Raw genomic sequence first — 24,327 nt, 5'->3', positions numbered from 1 at the left:
TAGCCTGCGCGAGCGTATTTTCTCCATCTTTTTACATTTTTTTGTCTGAAAGACAACAAATTACAGGAGCAATTTCCTCCTTTTCCTCCTATGTATTACCTTCGTTATTAGGATTAGTATAAAAACTCAACTAGTGAAAGCATCTGACTTGTTCCGCTGGGTGGCCTTTGGCTGCTCACTCCTACTCTCTATTTCCCTTTCTGCACAAGCTGCACTTGACCTGAGGATCAACGCAACCATCAAAGACCAACCCATCGCCAGTGTTCTGGAAGCTATTGAAGGCCGCCACCCGGTCCGTTTTTTCTTTAAAGCGGATGAACTCCCGGCGCGCAAAATCAATACCACCTTTACGGATACGCGGCTGGAAGACGCCCTGAAAGAAATGCTGAGCGGTACCCCGGTCAGCTTTTTTCTTTATCGGGACGGAGCAGTGATCATCGCTCCGGAATGGATGATCAATGAGGTCTTTTCCGCCAATTACTACAAAGCGTTGGAGGAATCCATCAGTGGCCCGGAAACGCAGGAAGCCGAACAAAAAGAAATTACCATCGGTGATATCGCCCAGTTGCGACCGTCCGGAAAAGCGACCGTCCAGGGAACGGTGGTGGATGCCGAAAGCGGTGAACCCATTATCGGCGCCACGATCCTGTGGACGGAGCTTGGCTCCGGTACCGCAACGGATGCCGACGGTTCCTTCTCGGCTGAATTGCCCACCGGCAAACTGGAAATGAAGGTCCAGTACGTCGGCTACCAGGAAATGGTCCGGCAGGTTACCGTGCTGAGTGACGGTGAACTGAACATCAAACTCAATACCGAAGCCGTCAATCTACAGGAGATACTGGTGCGAGCCGACGCTCCGGATGATAATGTGGAAAGCGCTCAGATCGGGGTTGCCCGTCTGGATGTGCAGGAGATCAAAAAGCTGCCGGCTCTGCTCGGTGAGGTGGATGTGGTCAATTCTCTGCTGCTGTATCCGGGAGTAAGCACGGTCGGTGAAGGTGCATCCGGTTTCAACGTGCGCGGTGGTGAAGTGGATCAGAACCTCATTCTGCAGGATGACGGTTTTATCTTCAACGTCTCCCACGCCCTCGGCTTTTTCAGCACCTTCAACGCGGACCTCATCAGTAGTGTGGAACTGTATAAAGGAAACATCCCGGCCCAGTTCGGTGGTCGGCTTTCTTCCGTACTGGACGTTGAGATGCGCGACGGTGATTACGAAGATTTTCACCTGAAAGGAAGTATCGGGGCCATTTCCAGTAAGATCAGTCTGGAAGGACCGGTCATCAAAGGGACCAGTTCATTTATCGGTGGTTTCCGCTCTTCCTATACCGACTGGATCCTGAAACGGATCGATGTGCCGGAAGTACAAAAGAGTTCGGCTTTCTTCTACGATGCCAACTTCCGTTACTCGCACCGCCTGAACGATAAAAATACGCTGACCCTGGCCGCTTACTCCGCGCAGGATGAATTCACTTATAATGAAGATTTCGGGTTTGAATACGGCACCCAGATGGGGCAATTCATCCTGCGTTCCATCTTCAACGATAATTTTTATTCCCGCTTTTCCTTTACGGCCAGCAAATATACCAGTAGCCAGTTCGACTTCGGCGGGCTGAACGCTTCCCGTCTGGATAATGACCTGAGCTACTTTAAATTTAAGGAACAGCTGACCCTGACGCCGAGAGAAGGCCTGAAACTGGATGCGGGGATCTCCTCCGTGCTCTATCAGGTAGATCCCGGCAGCCGTTCGCCTTATGGAGCGGAATCGCAATTGGTAGCGAGTAGCCTGGAGGATGAAAAGGGCCTCGAATCAGCGGCTTTCGCCAATGCAGAATGGGAGGTAAGTCCGGCTTTGCTGGTATCTGCCGGTCTGCGCTTCAGTCTTTACCAGTTCCTGGGACCCCAAACAGTATTCGAATACCAGAACGGCATACCGACAAACGCCGCGGCGATCATTGACAGTACCCGCTACGACGGCGGTACGATCGCCAGCTATTCCAGTCTGGAACCGAGGGTGTCCATGCGTTACCGGATCAACTCCAGCCTGTCGGTAAAAGCGGGCTACAGCCGTACTTCCCAGTTCATCAATCAGATCTTTAACTCCGCTTCCCCGACGCCAACGAGCCAGTGGCAGCTGAGTACGAATTATATCCAGCCGAACCGGTCGCACAACATGTCATTCGGCGTTTTCAAAAACTTCAACGACAATATCTGGGAAACCTCCGCCGAGGTATTCTACCGGGCGATCGATCAACTGTATGATTATAAGGATTTTGCCCAGCTGACGGTCAATGAGCATCTGGAAACGGAACTGCGCAACGGAGTCGGTCGCGCCTACGGTCTGGAACTGAGTGTCAAGAAAAAAGAGGGAACGGTCAACGGTTGGATCAGCTATACCTATTCGCGCTCCGAGCGGCAGATCGAAGGCATCAACAAGGGCGACTGGTATCCGAGCAACTTTGACATCCCACACGATCTGTCCCTGGTGGTCAATTATCAGCCCAACCAGCGAAATACCCTGACCTTCAATTTCAATTTCAGCAAAGGGCGTCCGGCAACCTTCCCGCTGGGTAATTACGAAACCCTGCGCGGTTCGGTCATTCCGATCTATTCCGAAAGGAACCAGATCCGTATCCCGGATTACCACCGGCTGGATGTAGCCTATACCCTGGGTAAGGGTTACAACAAAACGAAAAAGATCAAGACCAGTTGGACGATCTCGGTGTATAACGTTTACGGCCGCAAAAATGCATTCTCGGTTTTCTTCACGCAGGGACCATTCCAGGGCGTACAGGCCAACAAATTGTCGATTCTGGGGAGTGCGTTCCCATCGGTTACGCTTAATATCGAATTGTTGTAGGATTTTCGGGCTAACGACGGAAAAGGACCCGTTCCCATCCGCGACCGCTTATAAAAATGAATGCTATGTATTCGCGAAAAAGCAAAATATTTGGGATCTCCGGTATTTCCGGAATCCTGGCGGTATCCATTATCCTGTTAACTTCCGGATGTCTGGATACTATTGATATCGAAACGCCCGCCAGTAATGCGGAAAGTCTGGTGATCCAGGGTAAGCTGGTATTGAGCAACCCCGCTACGGTGGAGGTGAAGATCAGCCGGCTTTTCAATTTTACAGCGGAAGGTAAACGGCCGGTAAACGCCCAGTCGGTTACGCTTTTTGATGAAGACGGCAACAGTATTGATCTGGAGGATAACGGCCTGGGGGCATACCAACGGACCCTTCCGGCGAATGACCCCGGTTTCCCGGTAGATGTAGACCGCTCGTACGGTATCCGGATCCGCACCTTTGACAACCGCACCTTTGAGTCGGCTATGGAAAAAGGTAGCGCCGTGCCCGAGATAGAGGGTTTAAATTTTCGCATCGTTGAGCGGGAACTGATCAACGCCGCCGGAACCACCAATAAAGTAGACTTTCTGCAGTATTCCGTGACCACTCCCCTGCGTACTTCCGAAGCTTCGGGCAACGTTCGGCTGGGCTGGGAATACATGCATACTTTCAAAGTGAACGATACGCCCATCAGCCAGAATGTCGATCAGAAGGTTTGCTACGTGACCGAGAACCTGAATGTAACGGACATATCGGTGATCGATGCTGCGGCCCTTTCTGCCGATCGGCTCAGTGATTATGCCCTGTACGAAACGATGACCAGCCGGGTGTACGGCGAGGGGCTTTATTTTACGCTCATTCAGGAATCGTTGAGCGAAACCGCTTATGAATATTTCAGCCAGGTGGCGGAGAATACCGGACGTACCGGTAATATGTTTGAATCTCCTCCGGGAAAGGTGGTTACCAATATCAGGAACGTGAACGATGAATCGGACGAGGCTTTCGGTTTCTTTTACGTCACGCAGCAGGACACGATCCGGCAATACATCAATCCGGAACTGGTGGGTGCGCCGCCCGCTTATTGCCCGCCTCCGCAGGGACTGACCCGTGAAAATGGCAGCTGCGCGGATGCGCTGTGCTGTGATTGCCTGAGCGTACCCAATAGTACGGTGCAGAAGCCGGCTTACTGGACGGAATAATTTGAACTAATACCCCGGGAGATCTAAAAAAACTTGATATGCCCTTTTTTAAAAGATCAAAAGTGCTCTTGCGGGTACTCAAACTGGCTTCGGTCTTCATGCTGAGCTCCTTTTTTGTGGTAGCCTGCCTGGATAAAATTGAGGTCAACGTACCCTCCAGTGGCCCGGAACAATACGTTATTCAGGGAAAGGTCGTGATCGGCCAACCGACCCAGGTACACGTACGACTCAGCAAATTATTTGACTTTACGGCTAATACCCGTAGTCCGATCAAAGCCCGCTGGGTGCGATTGTACGACGAGGACGGCAATTACCTGGAAATGGAGGACGCCAGCCAGGGGAACTACCGGCTGGAGCTCGATCCGGACGATCCGGATTTTCCGATCCGTCTCGGACGCGGCTATTACATCGAACTAGCCACCTTTGATAACCGGACGTACCGATCGGATCTCGAAGAGGGTATTGCTGTACCCCGTGCCGACGAGCTGAGCTACCAACTGGTTGACCTGCCGGCTTTCGATCCGCTGGGACGGGTAGTGCCGACGGAACATGTGCAATACCGGATCAGTACTCCGCTGACGACGGGCGAAAATAACCCCAGAGCCTACCTGAACTGGCTGACGGAATGGACTTTCAAAGTGAATGATTCTCCCTACCAGGCGCATATTGAACAAAAGGTATGTTACATCACCGAGCAATTGGGGGTGACGTCTTTCAATTCGCTGGATCCCAATGCCCTGGCCAAGGACTATCTGGAAGATCAGATCATTTTTGAAAATCTGGTACTACGGAATTATTCCGAGGGGGCTTATTTCACGGTTATTCAGGAGTCCCTGACCGAAACAGCCTACGAATATTACCGGCAGATCGGTCAGAATACCGATCGCAGCGGCAGTATGTTCGACGAGCCGCCGGGATCAATTATTTCCAACATCCGAAATGTCGAGGACGAAAAGGACGAAGCCTTTGGATTCTTTTACGTTACCCAGCAGGATACCATTCGGACGTATGTCAGCCCGCAGTCGGTAGGATCACCGCCCCGCTACTGTCCGCCGCCCCAGGGGATCGTAACCCAGAGTGGAAACTGTGCGGATCTGATCTGCTGTGACTGCCTGAGCGTAGCCAATAGCACCACCAGTTTACCGCCTTTCTGGGTAGAATAAGGAAAGCGGTACGATCAGTGCTTTGTGTTTTATTAAAATGACAAAAATCAAACCAGTGTATAAAAACGGTCTCATTTTAGTGGTTGCCCTTTTGGTGAATCTGACAGCTTTCGCCACTACCTGGGCTCCGGTGAACGGTACGGCTGAAGCGGCCTACTACATTCACCTGGATAAATCCTTTTACGTCAACGGTGAAGTGATCTGGTACAAATTCACCATGCCCGCCGATCCGCAGCACCAGTCTGCCGCTATCAAGATGGTATTGACGGATCGCAACGGCCAGACCCTGTTCTATACCTTTCTGAAAAATCGGGAAGGAGCATCTGTAGCCGGTTATTACAAGATCCCGTTTGATCTGCCGGGCGGCAAATACCGGATCAGCTTTCTGGGTACGGATGCTAATACCGGTCAGCGTATCAAACTGGCCCATGCTGATCTTCCGATCTACAACGACAGTGAAAAGATCACCGCTCCACCAGCCGGCAGTGGTAACATGGGTTCGGCTCCGACCGGACTGGATGATCTGAACGTAGAGATCAGCTTTAGTAAGGATACTTTGCGGAGCCGGAGTGAAATGGAAACCACGATCATGGTGACCGATGCTAACGGCCGGCCGGTGGAAGCGGAAGTTTCCGTGGCGGTCAGTGATCAGGCATTAACGGAAATGGGAGGTAGCCGTTCGGCAACCATCGTTCCCGGATTGCCGGTCCCGATCACCGAAAAACTGGATACGAGTATAACGGTCAAGGCCCGATTGAGTGATTATTCCGGTAAACCCCTTACGGCCAATGTACTGGGGGTATTGATCCCGGACCAGAACCGCATCCAGTATACCCGTACCCTTTCGCCGGGAGTGGTGAACCTGCGACTGCCCGATTTTTACGCGCAGCAACCGATCCAGTTTCTGGGTTTTCCGGACGAAGAGGACAGCATCCGGGTGGAACTACAGGCTGATGAACAACTGGCGGCAGAAGGTACGCTCTCCTACACACCTGAAATACTGGAATACCTAGAACTAAGCCGGAAGCGTAAGAAAATCTTCCAGCTGTATACCGATCTGGAGTTCAATTTCCAACCGGAAATTCCACAGATCGCACCGCAGATGCTCAAACCGGAGCGTACGGTCCAGGTAAAAGACTACGAAGCTTTTGATAATGTCTATCTCTTCTTCAAGGAAATCCTTACCCCACTGGTATTCCGCCAGGTCACCGGTGAGATCTTTGAGGCTAAAGTATTTACCGATAAGGGGAACCGGGTTTACGAAATGTTGTCCGGATCACCGCTGTTCATCATCGATGGGCAGGCCACCCGTGACGGTAACTACGTCGCCCACATGAAAATGGATATGATCGAGACCGTAGCTATTTTCACCGACCGTGGAGAACTCCGTAAGCAGTTCAACGTAATGGGGCGCAGTGGCGTAGTGATCATCGAAACTTCTTCCTCGGATATTACCGTGCCGGAAACGGATGCGGATGATATCAAATCCATTCGGGGACTGCAGGCGCCGGTCGATTTTCCGGCTTTCTCTCCGGAGCAATTTCAGTCGGACCGCCACCGGCCGTTTTTCCGGCCGCAGTTGTACTGGAATCCCGAGTTGAAGACGAATACGGCCGGACGGGCTGAAGCCACTTTTTTCCAGTCGGATGCTACCGGTAATTTTCAGGTACGCGTGATGGTCAAAGATAAGCAGGGCCGGGTAGGTTATGCAGAAAAGACCTACTACGCAGCCTGGTAATGAATCCTTTCTCCGGAGCCGGGCGTCCTCAAGAATGCCTGGCTTCGGACTACTTCCCACTTCCCGCAATTCGTATTAATTTTTCACCTCTACCCGCTGAGTACCCAGCCATTGGCGGATATCCTGCTTTTGGATAGCCGCCGCCATCAGGTCGGGAAAAAGATCGGGCGTACAGGCAAAAGCCGGTATACCGAGGACGGCCAGATCCTGGGCGACATCCTTATTGAATACCGGCGCTCCCTCATCGTTCAGTGCCAGCAAGGCGATAAACTGACAACCGATCCGGTTGAGATGGGCTATCCGCTGCATCATCTGCTCGCTGGGGCCGCCTTCAAACAGGTCACTGATCAGTACAACGATCGTATCCTGGGGATTGGTGACCAGGTCCTGGGCATAGGCCATCGCCTGGTTGATGTCCGTACCGCCTCCCAACTGAACGCCGAACAGCAGATCCACCGGATCGTGTAATTGTTCACTCAGATCCACGACAGAGGTGTCAAAAGCGACCACCCGCGTTTTGACCGATCGTAACGAAGCCAGAATACAGGCGATCACCCCGGTATGCACCACCGATGAGGCCATCGATCCACTCTGATCCATCAGCAGAATGATGTGTTTGAGGTGCGGCCCTTTGCGGCCGTATCCGATCAGTTGTTCAGGGATGATGGTTTTCCATTTGGGTTGGTAGTGCTTGAGATTGCGCCGAATGGTCCGGGGCCAGTTAATCTCATTGTGCCGGGGGCGCCGGTTGCGTACGGCCCGGTTGATGACGCCGTTGATGGCGGTTTGCAGGGCGGGACGCAGCCGTTTTTCGAGTTGCTCGCAGACGCGCCGCACAACTTCCCGGGCCGTTTCCCGCGATTCGTCGGGCAGCACCTTATTGAGTGAAAGTAAGGTAGCCGCCAGGTGCACATCCACTTCCAGGGTGCCGAGCAATTCTGGTTCCAGCAGCAGTTTTTCCAGTCCCAATCGGTCCAGCGCATCTTTCTGGATGAGCTGGACGACCGGCCGCGGGAAATACTTGCGGATATCGCCCAGCCAGCGATTGACATTGGGCGAGGAACTGCCCAGACCACCCCGACGATCGCTGTCGTAGAGCGCGGTCAGGACGCGGTCCATACCGACTTGCTCCTCGCTCAGACTGGTTTCTTCCGCCGGATCGGCAGATTGACCAAGGATGAGCCGCCAGCGTTGAAGATGTTCTTCTGTGGATTTGTCTTTGCTCAAAATATTTTGGATAATGCTTTGATGCGGATTAAGGAAAAGCTTTTTCTCCTGTGTGATTTTAGCTTGTATGACCCAGGAGCTTATTTTTTGCCTCTAGATCTTCCCGGTTGGAGATCAGGTCATATTCACGACTGAATGCCGCAAGGCTCATTGAAAAATAGCTGGATAACTTGATCATTAGATCTTTGCTTATATTTCTTCTGTATCCGAGCACATCACTGATCAATTGCTTTGAGACCTGGATTGATTTAGCCAGTTCGCTCTGAGTTATACTACCATCTCGAATCAGAGAACGCAGCAACTCAACCGGATTTAGTTCTTCCGCTTTTGTATGCATTATCCGCTGATCATAGTCCTCAATCAATAATTCCAATAGCTCAATTTCATCTTTGAATTTCGTGTCGTCTTTCGTCATCAAGGACTCATGGATATTGCAGTACTCGGTGTATTGAGGCAAACTTTTAATGATGGTATATTTTAATTCTTTTTCCATTCAAAATATATTTACCTGACAAATATCAACTTTATCATATTCTTTGTGGGTTCCGGCAAAGCGCACATAAAGAACTACTTTACTGGTCCCGAATTTGTACCCGCATATCATCCGATATTTGTTGCCTCCGATATTGAATACCAGGCGATTAAATGATCGGCCCTCACAGTTAATGAGATCAGCGGTTCTAAAGCTTTTCATGATATCGCTGGGAATTTCCCAATCACAATATTCGAGTTGATGGTAAAAATCCTGAAATGCCTTAAGCATGATCACATCCTGACCACAGTGCTCAATCACGTTGGCCCATTTGAAGATCTTTACTTTCATGCCTAAAATTAGGGATAATTCCTGTTGTACGCAATATGCGTACTTGTTTTTCGATGAGGATCTTGATTTTAGCTCTCTCCTACATCTTTGCCTTTCGCTGTCCGGCGTACCTTTTTCAATAGAAACCAGGTTTTATCAGATGAAGGAATAATACAACCTGTAGGTTAGACTATGCCTAACAGCTTAGATTCGACTTTTTCCAATTCAGCAAATCCGGAAATCTGAGAGATGTCACTTTTTCTACTTATTACAGACTTTACGTATCAGTCTTTAAGTCAGTATCTTTTATGAAAGTAGAGGACCTACAATTTCAATTTTTTACTCAACCAGATCAAAACCAGCGCCCCAACAAAAGCAGTGAAAATAGCCCCGTAAAAACCTCCGGCCTGTACGTTGAATAACTTGAATAGCCAGCCCCCGATCAGACCCCCGAAAATACCTACAATGATATTACCTAAGATCCCAAAGCCACGCCCCTGGGTGATCAGACCACCCAACCATCCGGCAATGGCTCCCACAATGATGATGTATAACCAGTTCATGAATTAATATTTATAGTTCTATTTTTTGATTATGGTCTAAATCCCGACACCTCCGCTCAATCCCGGCTAAAAACACCCAAAACTACAAAATCTCTCCGCTGATTTGGTGCTAAAACAGTAACTTCGCTTATACGATGCAGCTATGGGAGAAAATACTACAACTGGCATTGCTCGGTAGTGAGCGTTCGCACTTGGAACCCGTGGTGGAAGAAAACCTGCGTCAGTACCGGGTAGACCCGGAAGATCCGCTGCCACAGGTCATATTATCCGGTGCGGCTGCTTTACACCAGGTGCGCCGTTTGCGCATGCCAACTTCGGCCTATACGGATCCACTGCCCGAACCTTCTGCTGACGAAACGGCCTACGAGGAATTGCCGTCTCTTTCCCTTCAACACCTAAACCAGATCCTGTCCGGCCGTTTCCGGCCGGCGCTGCCTGAGTTCGTCCGGCTTTTGGTGGACCACCGCCTGTTGTTGCCGGCGGAGTTCCTACCGGAACTACTGAGTGATTGTCTGACGGACGCGGCCTTGTGGCAGGATGTTCAGCCTTTACTGGGGGATCGTGCCGACTGGTTGATCGAACAGCATCCGCAATGGCGGATCCTGAAGCCCCGGGGACTGCCCGAACGCTGGCCGGAAGCCGGACACGAAGAGCGCCGCCTGATCCTGGGTTACCTCCGGGAGCGGGAGCCGAAAGGGGCGCTAGACCTATTGGTGGCGGACTGGGAACAAACACCCTATCGAAAGAAACTGGACTACCTGGAGATCCTGACCACCGGACTGGGATCGGAAGACGAAGTCTTTCTGGAACAGGCTCGAACGGATAGCCGGAAGGAGGTACGGATGAAGGCGGCCGATCTGCTGGCAATGATCCCGGATAGTCAGTTGATCCGGCGGATATTCAACGAGCTGGAGCCGGTTTTCACCTTAGATAAGGCCAGAAATCGACTGGATATAGCCATGCCCAAAGAGGTGTCGGAAGCAACGGCTGCCGACGGTATTCAGCCGGGAGTGAGGAAAGGTAAGCGGGGCGGTCTGAAAGCAGACTGGTTATTCCAGTGCGTCAGCCGGATCCCGGCCCGGCACTGGATGGAACGGTTCGGCTGGACGAAGGAAGAATTGATCCGCTATTTTGATACGACCGGTCGGGGCGACCTGTTGCTGGCGGCTTTGGGAAGTGCCGGTCTACGATTTCGGGATGAGGAGCTGATAACCGATCTGATCCGCTACCTGGCGTTCAAAAACGGCGTGGTGCCCGAAGATCTGGACTGGCAGGCGCTGACGAGACGTATTCCGGTGGGCGATTTTCAGGATATGGTGGAAACTTTCCTGCGACAGCAACCCGGATTACTTGAAGAAAAGCACCTCATCACACGCATGCTCGAACTGGGCAAGCAGCCCTGGACCGAAAGTATGAGTCGGCAGATCATCCACGGGCTGAAACAATGGATGGCGGAATCCAAGACTTTCCTCTGGAATCTGTGGCATTATAAGCGACTCCTGGAAACGGCCGGATACTGCAGCCCGGTAGCGCTCCTGGACGAACTGGCCGCCGACTGGCCGATGCAATCGCCGGTCTGGAATCAATGGGCGCCGGACGTCGAACGCATGCTGCGGATCATGCGGTTTAGAAAAGAAATGCGTACTCCTCTGGGAGAACTCCGCTAGAACGGGAATCGCTACTGATCGGTTATTTCGCCTAGATGCCCGGATCAGTGAACCGCAAATACACGGCGGATATCGTAAACATGCTTTTACTAATCAATTGAAGAACGTTAAGTGGCAAAGCAAAAAAAGAGTACCAAGGCGGAACAGCCTCTAAAGGCCGATCAGCTTTTACGGCTGCCGGCCGAAGAGGCTTTTGCGGATGAGTTGCGGATGATCGCCGAAACGGACGATCGGCCGAAACCGGAGAACTGGCAGCTGTCTCCCCGGGGGGTGGTAACCTATATCCTGGGGGGGAAACTCGAGAACGGAACGGAGATCCAACCCAAATACTACGGCAAGCGCCGCATCATAGAAATAGCCGTTGCAACCCTCGCTACGGACCGGGCCTTATTGCTGACCGGAATTCCCGGTACGGCCAAGACCTGGGTGTCCGAGCACCTGGCGGCGGCCATCTCGGGCAATTCCCGGCTGCTGGTGCAGGGTACGGCCGGTATGACGGAAGAAGCGCTGCGGTATGGATGGAATTACGCCAGCTTGCTGGCCGAGGGCCCTTCGGCGGCGGCGGTAGTGGCCAGTCCGGTAATGACCGCCATGCAGGAAGGAAAGATCGTACGGGTAGAAGAGCTGACCCGGATACCGTCCGATGTACAGGATGCACTGATCACCATCCTTTCCGAAAAAGTACTGCCGATACCGGAACTCAACACCGATGTGCAGGCCCGAACGGGCTTCAATCTGATCGCGACGGCAAATGATCGGGACCGGGGCATCAATGAGTTGTCGAGCGCCCTGCGCCGGCGATTCAATACGGTGGTGATGCCGCTGCCGGAAACCCTGGAAGAGGAAGTCAACATTGTTCGGAACCGGGTATCTCAGCTCGGGCAAACGCTGGCCCTGCCGGAAGAGGCTGCTCCCATCGCCGAAATTCAGCGGCTGGTAACGATTTTCCGCGAATTACGTAACGGTAAAACGGAGGACGGTCGTACGCGGGTGAAATCTCCGTCGAGTACCCTAAGTACCGCGGAAGCCATTTCGGTGGTGAATAGCGGACAGGCACTGGCTACCCATTTCGGCAATGGGGTGATCTCCGCCCGCGATCTGGCAACCGCACTCAGCGGAGCCATCGTCAAGGACCCGGTAGCGGATGAAAAAGTGTGGAGAGAATATCTGGATACCGTTGTGCGTTCCAGAGCAAATTGGCGGGACCTTTACGATGCGGTGTTGGAAGTGAGGAATGAAGAGTAAGCGTGGAACCGGACCGCTCGTTTGCTCAATATCCAAACACAACTGCGCTAATAAAATTTTACGATGAGGTGGATCTGTTTGTGTATTTGTTGGCTTAACATCGTTGGCGTTTGGGCCCAGGGCGATCTGGTATTCATCGAGCGCATCACCATGGAAGGTAACCAGCGGACGCGGGATGAGATAATCCTGCGGGAGTTGAAGTTTCAGGAGGGCGATACCGTTTCCATTGGCCAACTTGATAGATTGTTGGAAGAAAGCGAGCAACTGGTGATGAATACTGGGCTGTTCAATTCCGCCAACATCACCATCAAGAACTGGCGCGGAGCGGATAATCACGTACACTTTCATCTGGTACTGGCGGAAACCTGGTACATCTACCCGGTACCGATCTTCGAACTGGCGGACCGCAACTTCAACGTCTGGTGGGTGGAGCAAAACCATTCCCTGCAGCGGATCAATTTTGGCATCGAATTCACTCACCTCAACTTTTCGGGACAAAAGGATCGCCTGAAGCTAACGGCCAAATACGGATATACCCGCTCCTATTCGATGAATTATACGCTGCCTTTTATCAATAAAAGTCAGACGATCGGGATTGATGCCAATGTCTCTTTTGCGCGCAACCGGGAGATCAATTACGCTTCTATCGATAATAAGCAGTCCTTCTACAAGGATGAAGAAAGCAAGTTCCTCTACCAGCGATTCCAGGCGCAAACGGCGCTGACCTACCGACCGGGCTTTCACCTGTTCCACGACCTGGAATTTGGGTTCCGGCAAAACTGGATCGATCCCATTGTGGCCGAAGAGCTCAATCCTGACTTTTTTCTCAACGGGCGAAAACTACAACGGGCGCTGACCCTGACCTACCGTTTTGCCTACGACCGGCGCGACGTCCGCGCCTATCCGTTGAAAGGCTCGCATTTTACTGCCGAATTGCAAAAGACCGGTCTGGGTTTTTACGGTGATCAGGATGCCCTGACGCTGAATGCGTATTACAATCTCTACCATCCGTTCTCAGAAAAATGGAGCAGTGGGCTACGTCTGGGCAGCAAACTTTCTTTTATCCGCAAGCGCCAGCCTTTTAATGATTACAAGGCATTGGGTTATAACCAAAACAACCTCTACGGCTACGAATACTACATCGTCAATGGGATGGATATGGGGATCGGAAGGGCTTTCCTGCGGTACCGAATTCTGCAAAAGAACTGGGAGTTCGGCAAGATCGTACCGATAAAGGCTTTTCGGAAAATGCCGATAAAGGTCTACCTTAGCCTTAATCAGGGGGCCGGTTATGTCAACGATCCCTACACGAAAGACCTGAACCCGTTTGCCAATCGCTTCTTGTGGGGCGGCGGACTCGGACTGGATATCGTCCTGTATTACGATAAAGTGTTGCAAATTCAGTACAGTTATAACCACCTTTGGGAAAAGGGAGTATTTTTACATTTCAGCGCCAATATTTAAGACCCAATGCAAGTAGTCGTATTCAGTAAACTCGCAAAAGAGGAAGACCTTCCTCATATCCAGGAATTATTTGACGTACTGCACGACGAGAATATAACCAGCTACGTACATGCTCCCTTTCTGCACCAACTGCGCGATAATATCCAACTCCGGCGTGATGTCGGCGTTTTCGAAGGATACCTGGATCTGACCGTTAAAAAATTTGATTTCTTTATTACGCTGGGCGGAGATGGTACCATTCTGGAAGCCTTTACCTACGTACGGAACAGCGAAGTGCCCGTCGTGGGCATCAATCTGGGACGACTGGGCTTTCTCGCCAGCATTGAGAAAAAACGCATCCGCGAAGCCATCATTCTGCTGAAAAGGGGGATGTATACCGTGGAAGAGCGCGGGTCGATCTATCTGGAATCGAATTTCCCCCTGTTCGACGAAACGCCCTTTGCGCTCAATGACTGTACCCTGCTCAAGCGCGATACCTCCTCCATGATCACGGTGCATACTTATATCAACGGTGCCTATCTCAACTCCTATTGGGCGGACGGGATCATTGTGGCAACGCCTACGGGATCGACCGGCTATTCGCTGAGTTGCGGTGGCCCGGTTATTTTCCCGGATTCCGGTAACTTTGTTATTACACCGGTAGCGCCCCACAACCTGAATGTACGCCCCATCGTGATCTCGGACGACTCTATCGTTTCTTTTGAGATCGAAGGGCGCGCGGAGAATTTCCTCTGTACGCTGGATTCCCGTTTTGAAATGGTGACGGCGGCTCATCAACTGGCGGTGCGGAAAAATGATTTTAAACTGAAGCTCGTACAACTGTATGATATCGGTTTCCTGGAAACGATCCGGAATAAACTGGCCTGGGGGGTGGATACGCGGAATTATTGAGGTGGGAGGAGGGAGGTGCGAGGTGTCAGATGCGAGGTGTCAGAGGGCAGGTGCGAGGCGTCAGGTGTCAGGAAGACAGGGGGACTAGGAGTTTGGGAGAAGGGGAAAGGGCGTTGCTTCTCCCTTTCTCCGAAGTCTTCTGGTCTCCCCCTCCTGCTTATTTTGAAAAAAATGTCTGCTTGTGTGGTAGGGTGTTGGATTTCAGGTGGGAGGTGTCAGGTAAGAGGTGTCAGGGGACAGGTGAGAGGTGTCAGGGGAGAGAAGGTAACCTTTTGGGCGCTGAACAAATTATTCCTGATGGTGCGCGAATTTTGCCGAGGCATTCAAAAAACCATTCCTATGAGAAGTTTCCTTTTGTTGTTGATGATCTGTTTGTGCGGGGGAGCGGTCTGGTCGCAGTCCGGAACTTTTGCTTTTGCCAGTAAGGCATCCGGGCAGGCGGAAAAAGGCAAGGCTACTGATTATAAGTATACAACGGCTAAAAAAGTCTTTGACGCGCTGGTGGACGGACAGGGCGATTTTCGCCAACGACGGCCCGAACTGGTTATGAAAAACAGCGAACGCTACGTGGCCTGGGCGATGCCCGGGAAAGCCGAGATCGGATTGGAGGAACTGGCCTATGATATCTGTGCCTCTTTCGGTGCCGACTCTCTGAATGCCCTGGCGGCATTGCTGACCCACGAGCTGGTCCACTACTACGAAAAGCACGACTGGAGCCGCCACTTTGTCAAACAGAACGAGGATCTGCCTACGGCCCAAAAACTGGAAAAACTGGAAGAGGGACTTAAGCTCGAAGCTCAGGCCGATTACCTGGGAGGGTTTATGGCTTATTCCGTCGGCTTCCAGGTGCACGGCGTCATGCCGGAATTGCTGAAAAAAGTGTACGCCGAAACGGGCTACGATCTGCCCGAAGAAATAGAAGGATACCCCAGCCTGAAGGACCGCATTGCCATGTCCGAACAGGCCATGAGCCGTCTGGCGGAATTACAGGTCGTTTTTGAAATGGCCACTTATCTGAATCTGTTAGGGTACTACGAAGATGCGGATCTTTACTACCAGTATATTCTCGGAGATTTTCAAAGTAGGGACATTTACAATAATGCGGGAGTAACTGCTCTGCTGACCGCTTTACCGCATTTTACCAAAAAGGAGATGCCCTACGGACTACCCATCGAGCTGGATCCGAAATCCCGCCTGGAAACTAACAATACCCGCGTAACGGACCAGGAAAGAAAGGAGCGTATTCAACGGGCACTCGACTATTTTGACCGGGCTCTGCTGCTGGATCAGCATTATGCGCCCGCTTTTCTGAATAAGGCCGCGGCATATGTGCTGCAGGAAGATTGGGAAGAGGCAAATTACTGGATCCGCAAGGCGAGTAAAGAAGAATTGAACGAAAAAATGTCCGCTGATCTGTTGGTCCTCAAAGGCATTATCGCCGCTCGGCAGGAAGATCCGGAAGGAGCCCGCGAGTGGTGGGAACAGGCTGCCGAAAAAAATAGCGACCTGGCCGGAATTAACTTACAGGTACTGAAAGATGGCCCTCTGCAAGAACAGTCGAATGCGGTGATGGGATTTGTAACTAAAACAGAACAGATCGAGGATCTGGAAATAGAACAATACCTGGTGGATACGGCTCCCGATCAGGTCATAGAGATCAATGTACACAAAGCCTGTGGATTTCATCTAAGGGAACATTCCCGGATCTTTTCCCATTTGGTGGATGGTGGTAAGGAATACCTGATCGTACAGGTAGTGGGGCCCGATTTTACCGGTAGCACCATGGAGGGCATCGAAATTGGTGAGGATTTACAGTCTTTAGAGGAGAAATACGGGGTATCCGATCAGCGGGTACAAACACCGGAAGGGGTATTTGTGGTTTATCCGGAGCGCAGCATGTTCTTCCAACTCCACGCCGAAGATGGTGTACAGGGATGGGGGATCTATCGTTTGAAGAAGAAATAATTACCGCCTATTCCTACATCCAGTCCGGCTTATCATCCGAAGTCTTTTTCGGACCGGATTGTTGCGGACGCACCCGGGCGAAGTCCCAGTCGAAGCGGTCCAGTTGGGTCATGCCCGTTCGGAGCAGACCAATACAGTCTTTAATATCGGCCTTATGGGCCAGTTCGATGGTCTGGTGGATATGGCGAAGCGGAATGGAGATCGCCCCGCTGATCGCGCCTTTTTTACCGTAGCGCTGTACTCCGGCGGTATCCGTGCCACCGGCCGGCAGAATTTCCGGCTGCCATTTAATACCTTCCTGGTTGGCCACCTGTTTCAGGTAATTTACCATTCGATAATCGCTGATCACGGAACCGTCCATGATCTTGATGGCTGCTCCTTTTCCCAGCTTGGTAACGGAATCGTGGCCGTTGGCGCCCGGTACATCGAAGGCGATGGTAACATCCAGGCCAAATCCAAAATCCGGATCGATCAAGTGAGCGGCAGAGATGGCTCCCCGCAGGCCTACTTCCTCCTGAACCGTAAACACGCCGTAGATATCGTAGGGTACTTCCTGATCTTTCAGCTCCCGGAGGGCTTCCAGCAGAATGAATACTGATACGCGGTTATCCAATGATTTGCTGTTGACGCAATCGCCCATTTCGATAAGCTCCCGGTCCCGGGTTACGGGATCACCGACGGAGACGATCTGACTAACTTCATCCTTACTCATACCCAGATCGATAAAATACTCATTGATGGGTACCTGCTTGGTCCGTTCCTCCGGCTTCATCAGGTGGATGGGTTTGCAACCCATGACACCGATCACATCCTTAATACCGTGCACGATCACCCGCTGGGAAGACAAGGTCTTGGGATCAAACCCGCCAAGGGGATGAAAACGCAAAAAACCATCGTCATCAATGTGCGTTACGATAAATCCGATCTCATCCATATGGGCGGCTACCATGACCTTTTTGTCGGTCTTCCCTTTTTTGACCGCAATCACGTTGCCCATATTATCGACGGAAACTTCATCAACCAGAGGCGTCACCTCTTTGATTACCAGTTCGCGTACGCGTTGCTCGAAGCCCGGCGCACCGGGTGTTTCACAAATGGTTTTGAGTAAGGATACATTGATCATCGCCGTGAAATATTAGGCATTATAAAAAGTTGCGCGAAAATAGCATAAAATGTTGATCCTTTGAAATTTATTGAACCACATTCACTCCGAAAGGATCAGCCGGTCGGCTATATGAAAAATTTTTATCGTAAAATTGCGAAGTTTTCCATGCCGCCGGTATGGTCACCGTACAATTACGCCGTATCAGATCACCACACCATCAGTTAAATGTCCATTAAGCGTCTAGCTAAGGATACCGCTATTTACGGGCTGAGTTCCATACTCGGTCGGGCCCTTTATTTTTTACTCACGCCGCTGTATACCCAGATATTCGCTACGGAGGAATACGGTGTGGTCAGCGTGATCTTTGCGTTTACCGCCATCGTGATGGTGCTGTTCACCTATCGGATGGAAACGGCGTATTTTCGTTTCGAATCGGACAAGGGAGAAAAGGCACAACCTTATTTTGATACCGCCATGATCTCGATCGTAGTGAGTACGCTGGTGCTCGGTACGGTTTTCTGGTTGCTGGCTCCCCAATTGGCCGCTTTCCTGGAATATCCAGATCAGGTCTATTTGTTTAGGATCGCCGTACTGATCCTGGCTTTTGACGCTTTGAGCGAAATCCCGCTGTCACGTCTGCGTCTGGAAGGGAGGCCGATCCGATTTGCGGTTGTACGGCTGACCGGTATTATTACCAATATCGGGCTCAATTTGTTCTTTCTCGTATTCTGCCCCTACGCCCTGGCCCGGGCTCAATGGAGTTGGCTGCACCCTTTCCTGGAATCTGTTTACAATCCCGATCTCGGTATCGGTTACATCTTCCTGGCCAACCTGGCCTCCAGCCTGCTGGTTTTCCTTCTGTTGTCTCCTTTCGTCTGGAAGATCAAGTTGAAGTTCGACTGGGAGCAGTGGCGGAAAATGGTGTACTACGCGGCTCCCCTGGTCATTGTCGGGTTTTCCTACGTGATCAACGAAGTACTGGACCGGGCCTTGTTCAATCGGCTGTATCCCGGCGAGGAAGCCCGCTCCCAATTGGGTATATACGCCGCAAACTACAAATTGGCCGCCCTGATCGCATTGTTCATCCAGGCCTATCGCTACGGTGCGGAACCTTTCTTTTTTAAACAGAAAAATTCGGCCAACGCGAAACAACTTTATGCGGACCTGGCCGGTTTTTTTGCCGCCATCGGAGGTATCGCATTTCTGGCCATTACGCTATTCATCGATTTTACGAAGTATTTCATTTCCAATGAAGATTACTGGGCGGGTTTGCAGGTAGTGCCCATCCTGGCGATGGCCAATATCTTTCTCGGGTTATACTACAACTTTGCCACCTGGTACAAACTGGCCGATCTCACCAAATGGGGCGCATACATTTCCGTCGGCGGAGCGTTGATCACGATCGTCCTGAACGTCTGGTGGATCCCGATCTACGGTTATCTCGGTTCGGCCTGGGCGACACTGATCTGTTACGGCAGCATGGCCGCCGCCACCTGGTGGTTCGGTCGCCGGTTCTATCCGATTCCCTACCGGGTTCCCATTATTGTACTTTACCTGATCACGGCGGTAGGCGTTTGGGGACTGGCGCAGATCTGGCGCAGCTTCCTGCCCGATCAACTGTGGTTGCGGAATCTGGGTAACATCGTATTCCTCCTAGGCTATCTGCTGTTTATTTTCCGGATGGAAAGAACGAAGATCCAAAAATACTTCGGGAGATAGGTACAAAAAAAATCACCGCAAAGACGCCGGTTGCAAAGAAAACTCCGCAAAAATGGCGACCTCGCGGTGAGGAATAACCAATTATAAATTCAATTACTGTTTACACTTTGGGTGGCTCCCAGCCTTTCTCGTAGTCGCGGGACCAGAATTTCTTCATCGCCTTCTTATTCTTCAGATGCCCGTTGTTTGCGTCGATCTCCAGAGCAGCATTACCCATGCGGTAGGAGATGTTGGCGTAGTGGCAGAGGTGCGTACTGATGGCACCGTCCTCGATGTTGGAATTCTGTTTTACTTTTCCGCGAACGGCGTCCAGGAAGTTGCGTACGTGCAGGGTAGTCATATCGCCACCTCCGCCGAGTGCGGTTCCGGCTTCATTTCCGCCTGATTTGCGTTCGCGTACCATTTTACCGGCCCGGTCGTACAGACGATATCCGCCCCGGTTGACAAAAACACTTCCTTCCGAACCGTAGATGATCGTACCCCGGTCACTTCCGTAGGTGCTGTAGCCGTTGCGGCTCTTACCGTCCCAGGAAATAGATTTTCCGCCGGGGAAATTGTAGGTGACCATCATGGTGTCGTACATCGTCCAGGGGTCATCCTTGAAATGGGCTTTTTTACCGTTGGCGTGTACCATTTCCGGATATTTCACCTGTAGGGCCCAGCGGGCAACGTCCAGTTCGTGGGTAGCGTTATTGCCGGTTTCGGCGGTTCCCCAGTTCCAGAACCAGTGCCACATATAATCACCGAGGATATCGACGAACTCGGTGCGTGGCGCCGGTCCCTGCCAGAGTTCCCAATCCAGATAATCCGGAACCGGTACTTTTTTGGCTTCGGGCACCCGGTCACGACTATTGGAATAGAAGGCCACTGCGTGGTACACATCGCCGATACCTCCGTTGTGTATCTCTTCGACGATCTCTCTGGATTCGGGAGCAGATCGTTGCTGGTTGCCCATTTGTACCACCTTGCCGTAGTATTTCTGGAGGGCGATCAGCAGTTCTCCTTCTTTCGGGTTATGACTGGCTGGTTTTTCTACATAAACGTGCTTACCGGCATCCAGGGCCAGCCAGGTGCCGGGAGCGTGCCAGTGGTCCGGCGTAGCGTTTACGATCACGTCTACGGACGGATCGGCAATGATCTTCCGCATATCCTTCTCCCCTTTGGGCGCTTCGCCCATGAGGTCTTTAATGCGACCCATGCCCTTTTCCTGGCGCCGGGAGTCTACATCGCACACGTAGGAGATGGTTATATTTTCGCAATCACTCAGGGATGGGGCTAAGGCTCCGAAGCGCCGGTAGCAGCCGAGGATGGCTACATTCAGGCGGTCATTGGCGCCAATGATCCGGGCGTAACTTTTAGCGTTCATACCCAGCGCGAGCCCCGCAGTGCCTATCGCCGCTTTTTTGATAAATTTCCGTCTTGACTTAGATCCTTGTGGCATATAGCTTTGATTTTAATGGTCAAAATTTGTGCATGAGAAGCACAGGCCCATGAAATTACATGATTTTAAGTATACTGCAGTTGCGATGGAAGCGGATAACTGGTAAAACGCAGGACGTAATGCGGATAAGTACGGGCAGGGCCGGTCATTTGCTATTCCGGTCACGCTGCGCTCCACCGTCTCCACGCTATAACGCAACTTGCGTTAAACCCTTGACGGTGAAAAAATGGTTTGACCATTATTCGCCACTTTTAATTCGATAAACTTTTGGAAAGGCACTGCAGGTCGCTGATGGCGCTTTCCTGAAATTTGGGCCCCGGAGCGATACACAGGCACGGCCTGACCGCGGATTTACTGACGCCCTGCGGCATTTTTATGCTCTTGTTGGCTTTGTCTTTTTCAATGGCGTAAGCCTCGCTGTCCGAAAATTCGGTGGCGGTCCAGTAGCCGTTGGCGTTGAAATCCAGATTGGTGGCTTCGATCTTCTGAACCATATAAGAATAGGATTTGCGCAAGTCGTTCTTGTAGAATTTCTCCAACAGATAGCGCACCTGACTTTCACAGATCAATTTGTATCCCTGCGGGCATTGGGTATGGGCATTCGACCAGGGAACCGGTTCCAGGGTAGCGGTAAGGAAGCAGATGTCCCCCATGGGTAGCGGGCAGTTCAACTGCTGCAGTTCCTGTAAGGCAGTACGAACGTCACCCGCGCAACGGCCATCCCGGCCGTAAGTTTTCAAATAGGCTTCGTACGTATTGCAGTCTCCCTTGGCAAAAGCTTCGTTGCAGGCGCACTGCTCCAGGGCGGTTTTTTCGGCCGCGTTGAGTGAGCCGTTGTTGCCGGCTTTGGCCCGCAGTTCGGTGCAGGACAAAGTCGTATTGGACATTTCTGTGGGTTGTGCACAGGGGATCTCGGTCTGTAGGTCAGCCAGTACCTGAGCGCAGCTATTATCGGCTCCGAAGGCAGCAATGTATTCTTCGTAAATGAGACACAGCATATCCGCTGGCAGTTTGCTTTTGGGGAGCACCTCCGTGAGTAACTTGCAGTTGCTGACCACGGAGGTATTGGCCGGCAGCAGACAGCCCTTTATGATGGCGTTCAGAAATTCATCGGAGCAACTACCGTTTGCCTTATATTTTTCGAGGTATTTGATGTAGGTTTCGCAGGATCCCTCTTCCTGAGCGATCTGACAATCTGCCCATTCCTGACAACGGTAAGAGGCCAGCTGTTGCCGGGAATAGTCGCCGAAAGGCGCCGATAATCCGAATTCGGTGATATACTGCTCACACTGGGCGCAACTGGTGGGCTGTTCGTTGAGCGATGCATTCGGTACAGCCGGCCAGGGCCAGAAGAGCAACAATAACAGGAGCAGCAAAAGCCCCCAACCCGCCCAGGAAACCCAGGCCGGGTAGGCCGCCGGCGTAGGTGGTGGGCTGCAGTTACAGCGGTTTTGCACATCTTCCAGTTCCTGCAACTGCTGCCGGACCTGCGCCTGGTCTTCCGGCGTTTCGGATTTTTGCTGGCTGATCTCCATCCGCCGGGCATCCAGGTAGCCGGCGATCATCGTTTCCGGGGGATCGCAGCTATCGATCAGTTTTTTGTCGATCAGTACCTGGCCGTTCTCTTTTTTCCGGCAGGCCTCCTGTTGCAGTTCGTTCAGGTAGATCTGCATACAGGCTACCTCGATCTGATCCTTCCCGTTACTCATACGCTCCATAATGGCTTCCGTGGCCACCTTCGGATCGGGTACCTTGAGCGAGTTGATATTATTGAGCATATCGAGGCAATCCACCAGGCCGGAACTGATACCGCGCACCGACATTTTTTCCAGTCGGTAGCGATGCTCAAAGAGATTGGGAACGACGGTTTCGTAATTCGTCAGGTGCGCCAGATAGGTCTCGTCGATGATGAGAATAGCTTTGATCGTTCCTTTTGTCTGCATGATCTCCTGGAGCAGTGCGAAGAATTGCTGCTGCTCTTCGGGATCGGGCTTATCGGAAAAGAGCTCCTCAATATCGTCGAAGATCAGAAAAATGGGTTTGTCGCTTTCGTCCTGAATTTCCTGAAGGCTTCCGAGTGCGGTATGCACGGTGTGCTCCTCGGGAGAAAGGGAAAGCCTTTTCCGTTCGCGATTGAGCTGTTGGTCAAAACTTCGATTGATGTTATCGCGTCGTTCCACCACAATACCGTGCCATTCCGACTGCCGGTGGTAGTTGGGTAATCCGCAGCGAACCAGACTACTTTTACCGCTCCGGGCCGCTCCGTACAACAGCAGCAGATTGCTGTTCAGCACCAACTGATAAATATCCTTCAGCTCCCGGTCTCTGCCCCAAAACAGGGAAAAGTCCCCAGCGGTAAGCGGCTCCATCGGTTTGAATACCTTACCGCACGGACCATCCTGCGGGATAATACCGGAAGAAAATTTAGGATTCAGGATGCTCGCCGGATTGATCATCAGACCGCCGCCGCCGTTCTGTTTTTCGGGTAGTTTGCTTTTGAAGTAAATACGCAGCCAGAATATTGCGCGCATAATCTCCTTTTCCTCATCGAATGACCGGCTGTGGGCCAGCTCGACCTGCTGATCATTTTTGAGTCGAAAACGGTATTGCTCTTCTTCATTTTCGACCTCATACTGCTCCTTATGGATACCGTGCAGATAGATCTGCTCGATGGTCTGATCGCGTTCGGCCGCTGCGTCAAAAGCTTTACTGAGCAAAAGCGGATCACCGGAACGATCCAGGAAATGAAAGAAAAAGCGTTCGTTGGCATCGACCTCTTCCGAAAAAGAGACGAAACCGGTTTGATCTTCGGAAACGGGAAGCTCTTCCGAAATGCTCTGTATGGGCTGAATGTCCGTTTCCGGAACGAGGGGTTCCGGAGCCGCAGACAAGGTGTTGGCATCCGTGAGCGGAGCGGTGGTCTTATACTGCGAGCGCTCTTCGGGAGCTACGTCAATCAGTTCAATCTGATCTTCGATGGACTCCAGAAGGCGGGCTACGATACGCTCGGCTTCTTCGGAATCCTGGCAATTGCCCGGTTGTACGAGCCGCAGTTGGTACTGGTCGGAGATATTCAGCACCCAGTCCTGTTTGTACCTGGAGAGATACACTTCCTTTGCCGGTGCCTGGCTGTTGCGCAGGAACATCAGCAGACCGTAGGCATTTTCCACACAAACCGTCCTATCCGGGAAATGACGACTTTCCACGATCACGCCATCCGTGTACAACTGGAAATTATAGCGGTAAGCTTCGGTATGTTCTGCAAAATGGTGTACCAGTACCTTCATAAA

General features: G+C 51.7%; 17 protein-coding genes. 10 read left to right on the top strand and 7 right to left on the bottom strand.

Features of this window, described 5'->3' with window-relative positions:
• The first annotated feature begins 133 nt into the window (after positions 1-133).
• The 4 genes from CRP01_RS25395 (at position 134) to CRP01_RS25380 (ending at position 6,948) form a co-directional block, all read left to right on the top strand.
• Positions 134-2,860 carry a TonB-dependent receptor gene (locus CRP01_RS25395; protein WP_143473529.1) on the top strand — a complete coding sequence of 909 codons (2,727 nt, stop codon included), beginning with the start codon at positions 134-136 and terminating at the stop codon, positions 2,858-2,860.
• Between the two features lie 65 nt (positions 2,861-2,925).
• Positions 2,926-4,047, top strand: a complete 1,122-nt coding sequence (locus CRP01_RS25390) for a DUF4249 family protein (protein WP_170110536.1) — start codon at positions 2,926-2,928, stop codon at positions 4,045-4,047.
• A gap of 38 nt (positions 4,048-4,085) precedes the next feature.
• The gene (locus CRP01_RS25385) at positions 4,086-5,210 is read left to right on the top strand and encodes a DUF4249 family protein (protein WP_099152927.1); all 1,125 of its coding nucleotides are present in this window, start codon (positions 4,086-4,088) and stop codon (positions 5,208-5,210) included.
• A 55-nt stretch (positions 5,211-5,265) separates the two neighbouring features.
• A complete protein-coding gene (locus CRP01_RS25380) occupies positions 5,266-6,948 on the top strand; it encodes a hypothetical protein (RefSeq protein ID WP_143473528.1) in 1,683 nt (560 codons plus the stop codon).
• A 75-nt stretch (positions 6,949-7,023) separates the two neighbouring features.
• Here the strand turns inward: CRP01_RS25380 and CRP01_RS25375 are convergent, their stop codons facing one another.
• The 4 genes from CRP01_RS25375 to CRP01_RS25360 form a co-directional block, all read right to left on the bottom strand.
• Complete coding sequence (locus CRP01_RS25375; RefSeq protein WP_099152925.1) at positions 7,024-8,175, bottom strand: VWA domain-containing protein; 1,152 nt, start codon at positions 8,173-8,175, stop codon at positions 7,024-7,026.
• A gap of 58 nt (positions 8,176-8,233) precedes the next feature.
• Positions 8,234-8,668 (bottom strand): helix-turn-helix domain-containing protein, encoded by a 435-nt coding sequence (locus CRP01_RS25370; RefSeq protein ID WP_099152924.1) that lies wholly within the window; start codon positions 8,666-8,668, stop codon positions 8,234-8,236.
• Complete coding sequence (locus tag CRP01_RS25365; protein ID WP_222845813.1) at positions 8,669-8,998, bottom strand: type II toxin-antitoxin system HigB family toxin; 330 nt, start codon at positions 8,996-8,998, stop codon at positions 8,669-8,671.
• 302 nt (positions 8,999-9,300) lie between these two features.
• Complete coding sequence (locus CRP01_RS25360; RefSeq protein WP_099152923.1) at positions 9,301-9,540, bottom strand: GlsB/YeaQ/YmgE family stress response membrane protein; 240 nt, start codon at positions 9,538-9,540, stop codon at positions 9,301-9,303.
• A gap of 134 nt (positions 9,541-9,674) precedes the next feature.
• Here CRP01_RS25360 and CRP01_RS25355 point away from each other — a divergent pair, with 134 nt between their 5' ends.
• The 5 genes from CRP01_RS25355 to CRP01_RS25335 all read left to right on the top strand — a co-directional run bounded on the left by CRP01_RS25355 (position 9,675) and on the right by CRP01_RS25335 (position 16,772).
• Entirely contained in the window at positions 9,675-11,207 is a 1,533-nt protein-coding gene (locus CRP01_RS25355; RefSeq protein WP_099152922.1) for a DUF5691 domain-containing protein, read from the top strand.
• A gap of 210 nt (positions 11,208-11,417) precedes the next feature.
• The gene (locus CRP01_RS25350) at positions 11,418-12,452 is read left to right on the top strand and encodes an ATP-binding protein (protein ID WP_099153035.1); all 1,035 of its coding nucleotides are present in this window, start codon (positions 11,418-11,420) and stop codon (positions 12,450-12,452) included.
• A gap of 63 nt (positions 12,453-12,515) precedes the next feature.
• Entirely contained in the window at positions 12,516-13,916 is a 1,401-nt protein-coding gene (locus CRP01_RS25345; protein ID WP_099152921.1) for a POTRA domain-containing protein, read from the top strand.
• Between the two features lie 6 nt (positions 13,917-13,922).
• Entirely contained in the window at positions 13,923-14,807 is an 885-nt protein-coding gene (locus CRP01_RS25340) for an NAD kinase (protein WP_099152920.1), read from the top strand.
• Between the two features lie 339 nt (positions 14,808-15,146).
• The gene (locus CRP01_RS25335; protein ID WP_143473527.1) at positions 15,147-16,772 is read left to right on the top strand and encodes a tetratricopeptide repeat protein; all 1,626 of its coding nucleotides are present in this window, start codon (positions 15,147-15,149) and stop codon (positions 16,770-16,772) included.
• Positions 16,773-16,785: 13 nt separating this feature from the next.
• On the opposite strand, the gene CRP01_RS25330 is transcribed toward CRP01_RS25335, so the two are convergent.
• Positions 16,786-17,895: a M42 family metallopeptidase gene (locus tag CRP01_RS25330; protein ID WP_099152918.1), complete on the bottom strand. Its 1,110-nt coding sequence runs from the start codon at positions 17,893-17,895 to the stop codon at positions 16,786-16,788.
• Between the two features lie 207 nt (positions 17,896-18,102).
• On the opposite strand from CRP01_RS25330, the gene CRP01_RS25325 reads away from it, so the two are divergent.
• Positions 18,103-19,596, top strand: coding sequence for a lipopolysaccharide biosynthesis protein (locus tag CRP01_RS25325; RefSeq protein ID WP_099152917.1), 1,494 nt, complete (start codon positions 18,103-18,105; stop codon positions 19,594-19,596).
• A 100-nt stretch (positions 19,597-19,696) separates the two neighbouring features.
• Here the strand turns inward: CRP01_RS25325 and CRP01_RS25320 are convergent, their stop codons facing one another.
• Entirely contained in the window at positions 19,697-21,037 is a 1,341-nt protein-coding gene (locus CRP01_RS25320; RefSeq protein ID WP_099152916.1) for a Gfo/Idh/MocA family protein, read from the bottom strand.
• A 251-nt stretch (positions 21,038-21,288) separates the two neighbouring features.
• Positions 21,289-24,324, bottom strand: a complete 3,036-nt coding sequence (locus CRP01_RS25315; RefSeq protein ID WP_099152915.1) for an ATP-binding protein — start codon at positions 24,322-24,324, stop codon at positions 21,289-21,291.
• Between the last annotated feature and the right edge of the window lie 3 nt (positions 24,325-24,327).

This window comes from Flavilitoribacter nigricans DSM 23189 = NBRC 102662 (assembly GCF_002646595.1).
Taxonomy (GTDB): domain Bacteria; phylum Bacteroidota; class Bacteroidia; order Chitinophagales; family Saprospiraceae; genus Flavilitoribacter; species Flavilitoribacter nigricans.
Note: the sequence above shows the minus strand (reverse complement) of the source record. Positions and strands in the feature narration are given on the sequence as shown.

Bases quoted from the DNA above. Each gene is read 5' to 3' on its own strand.
- CRP01_RS25365 (WP_222845813.1), bottom strand. From the start codon at position 8,998: ATGAAAGTAAAGATCTTCAAATGGGCCAACGTGATTGAGCACTGTGGT.
- CRP01_RS25360 (WP_099152923.1), bottom strand. From the start codon at position 9,540: ATGAACTGGTTATACATCATCATTGTGGGAGCCATTGCCGGATGGTTG.
- CRP01_RS25325 (WP_099152917.1), top strand. From the start codon at position 18,103: ATGTCCATTAAGCGTCTAGCTAAGGATACCGCTATTTACGGGCTGAGT.
- CRP01_RS25355 (WP_099152922.1), top strand. From the start codon at position 9,675: ATGCAGCTATGGGAGAAAATACTACAACTGGCATTGCTCGGTAGTGAG.
- CRP01_RS25350 (WP_099153035.1), top strand. From the start codon at position 11,418: ATGATCGCCGAAACGGACGATCGGCCGAAACCGGAGAACTGGCAGCTG.
- CRP01_RS25390 (WP_170110536.1), top strand. From the start codon at position 2,926: ATGTATTCGCGAAAAAGCAAAATATTTGGGATCTCCGGTATTTCCGGA.
- CRP01_RS25335 (WP_143473527.1), top strand. From the start codon at position 15,147: ATGAGAAGTTTCCTTTTGTTGTTGATGATCTGTTTGTGCGGGGGAGCG.
- CRP01_RS25370 (WP_099152924.1), bottom strand. From the start codon at position 8,668: ATGGAAAAAGAATTAAAATATACCATCATTAAAAGTTTGCCTCAATAC.
- CRP01_RS25345 (WP_099152921.1), top strand. From the start codon at position 12,516: ATGAGGTGGATCTGTTTGTGTATTTGTTGGCTTAACATCGTTGGCGTT.
- CRP01_RS25315 (WP_099152915.1), bottom strand. From the start codon at position 24,324: ATGAAGGTACTGGTACACCATTTTGCAGAACATACCGAAGCTTACCGC.
- CRP01_RS25320 (WP_099152916.1), bottom strand. From the start codon at position 21,037: ATGCCACAAGGATCTAAGTCAAGACGGAAATTTATCAAAAAAGCGGCG.
- CRP01_RS25385 (WP_099152927.1), top strand. From the start codon at position 4,086: ATGCCCTTTTTTAAAAGATCAAAAGTGCTCTTGCGGGTACTCAAACTG.
- CRP01_RS25330 (WP_099152918.1), bottom strand. From the start codon at position 17,895: ATGATCAATGTATCCTTACTCAAAACCATTTGTGAAACACCCGGTGCG.
- CRP01_RS25340 (WP_099152920.1), top strand. From the start codon at position 13,923: ATGCAAGTAGTCGTATTCAGTAAACTCGCAAAAGAGGAAGACCTTCCT.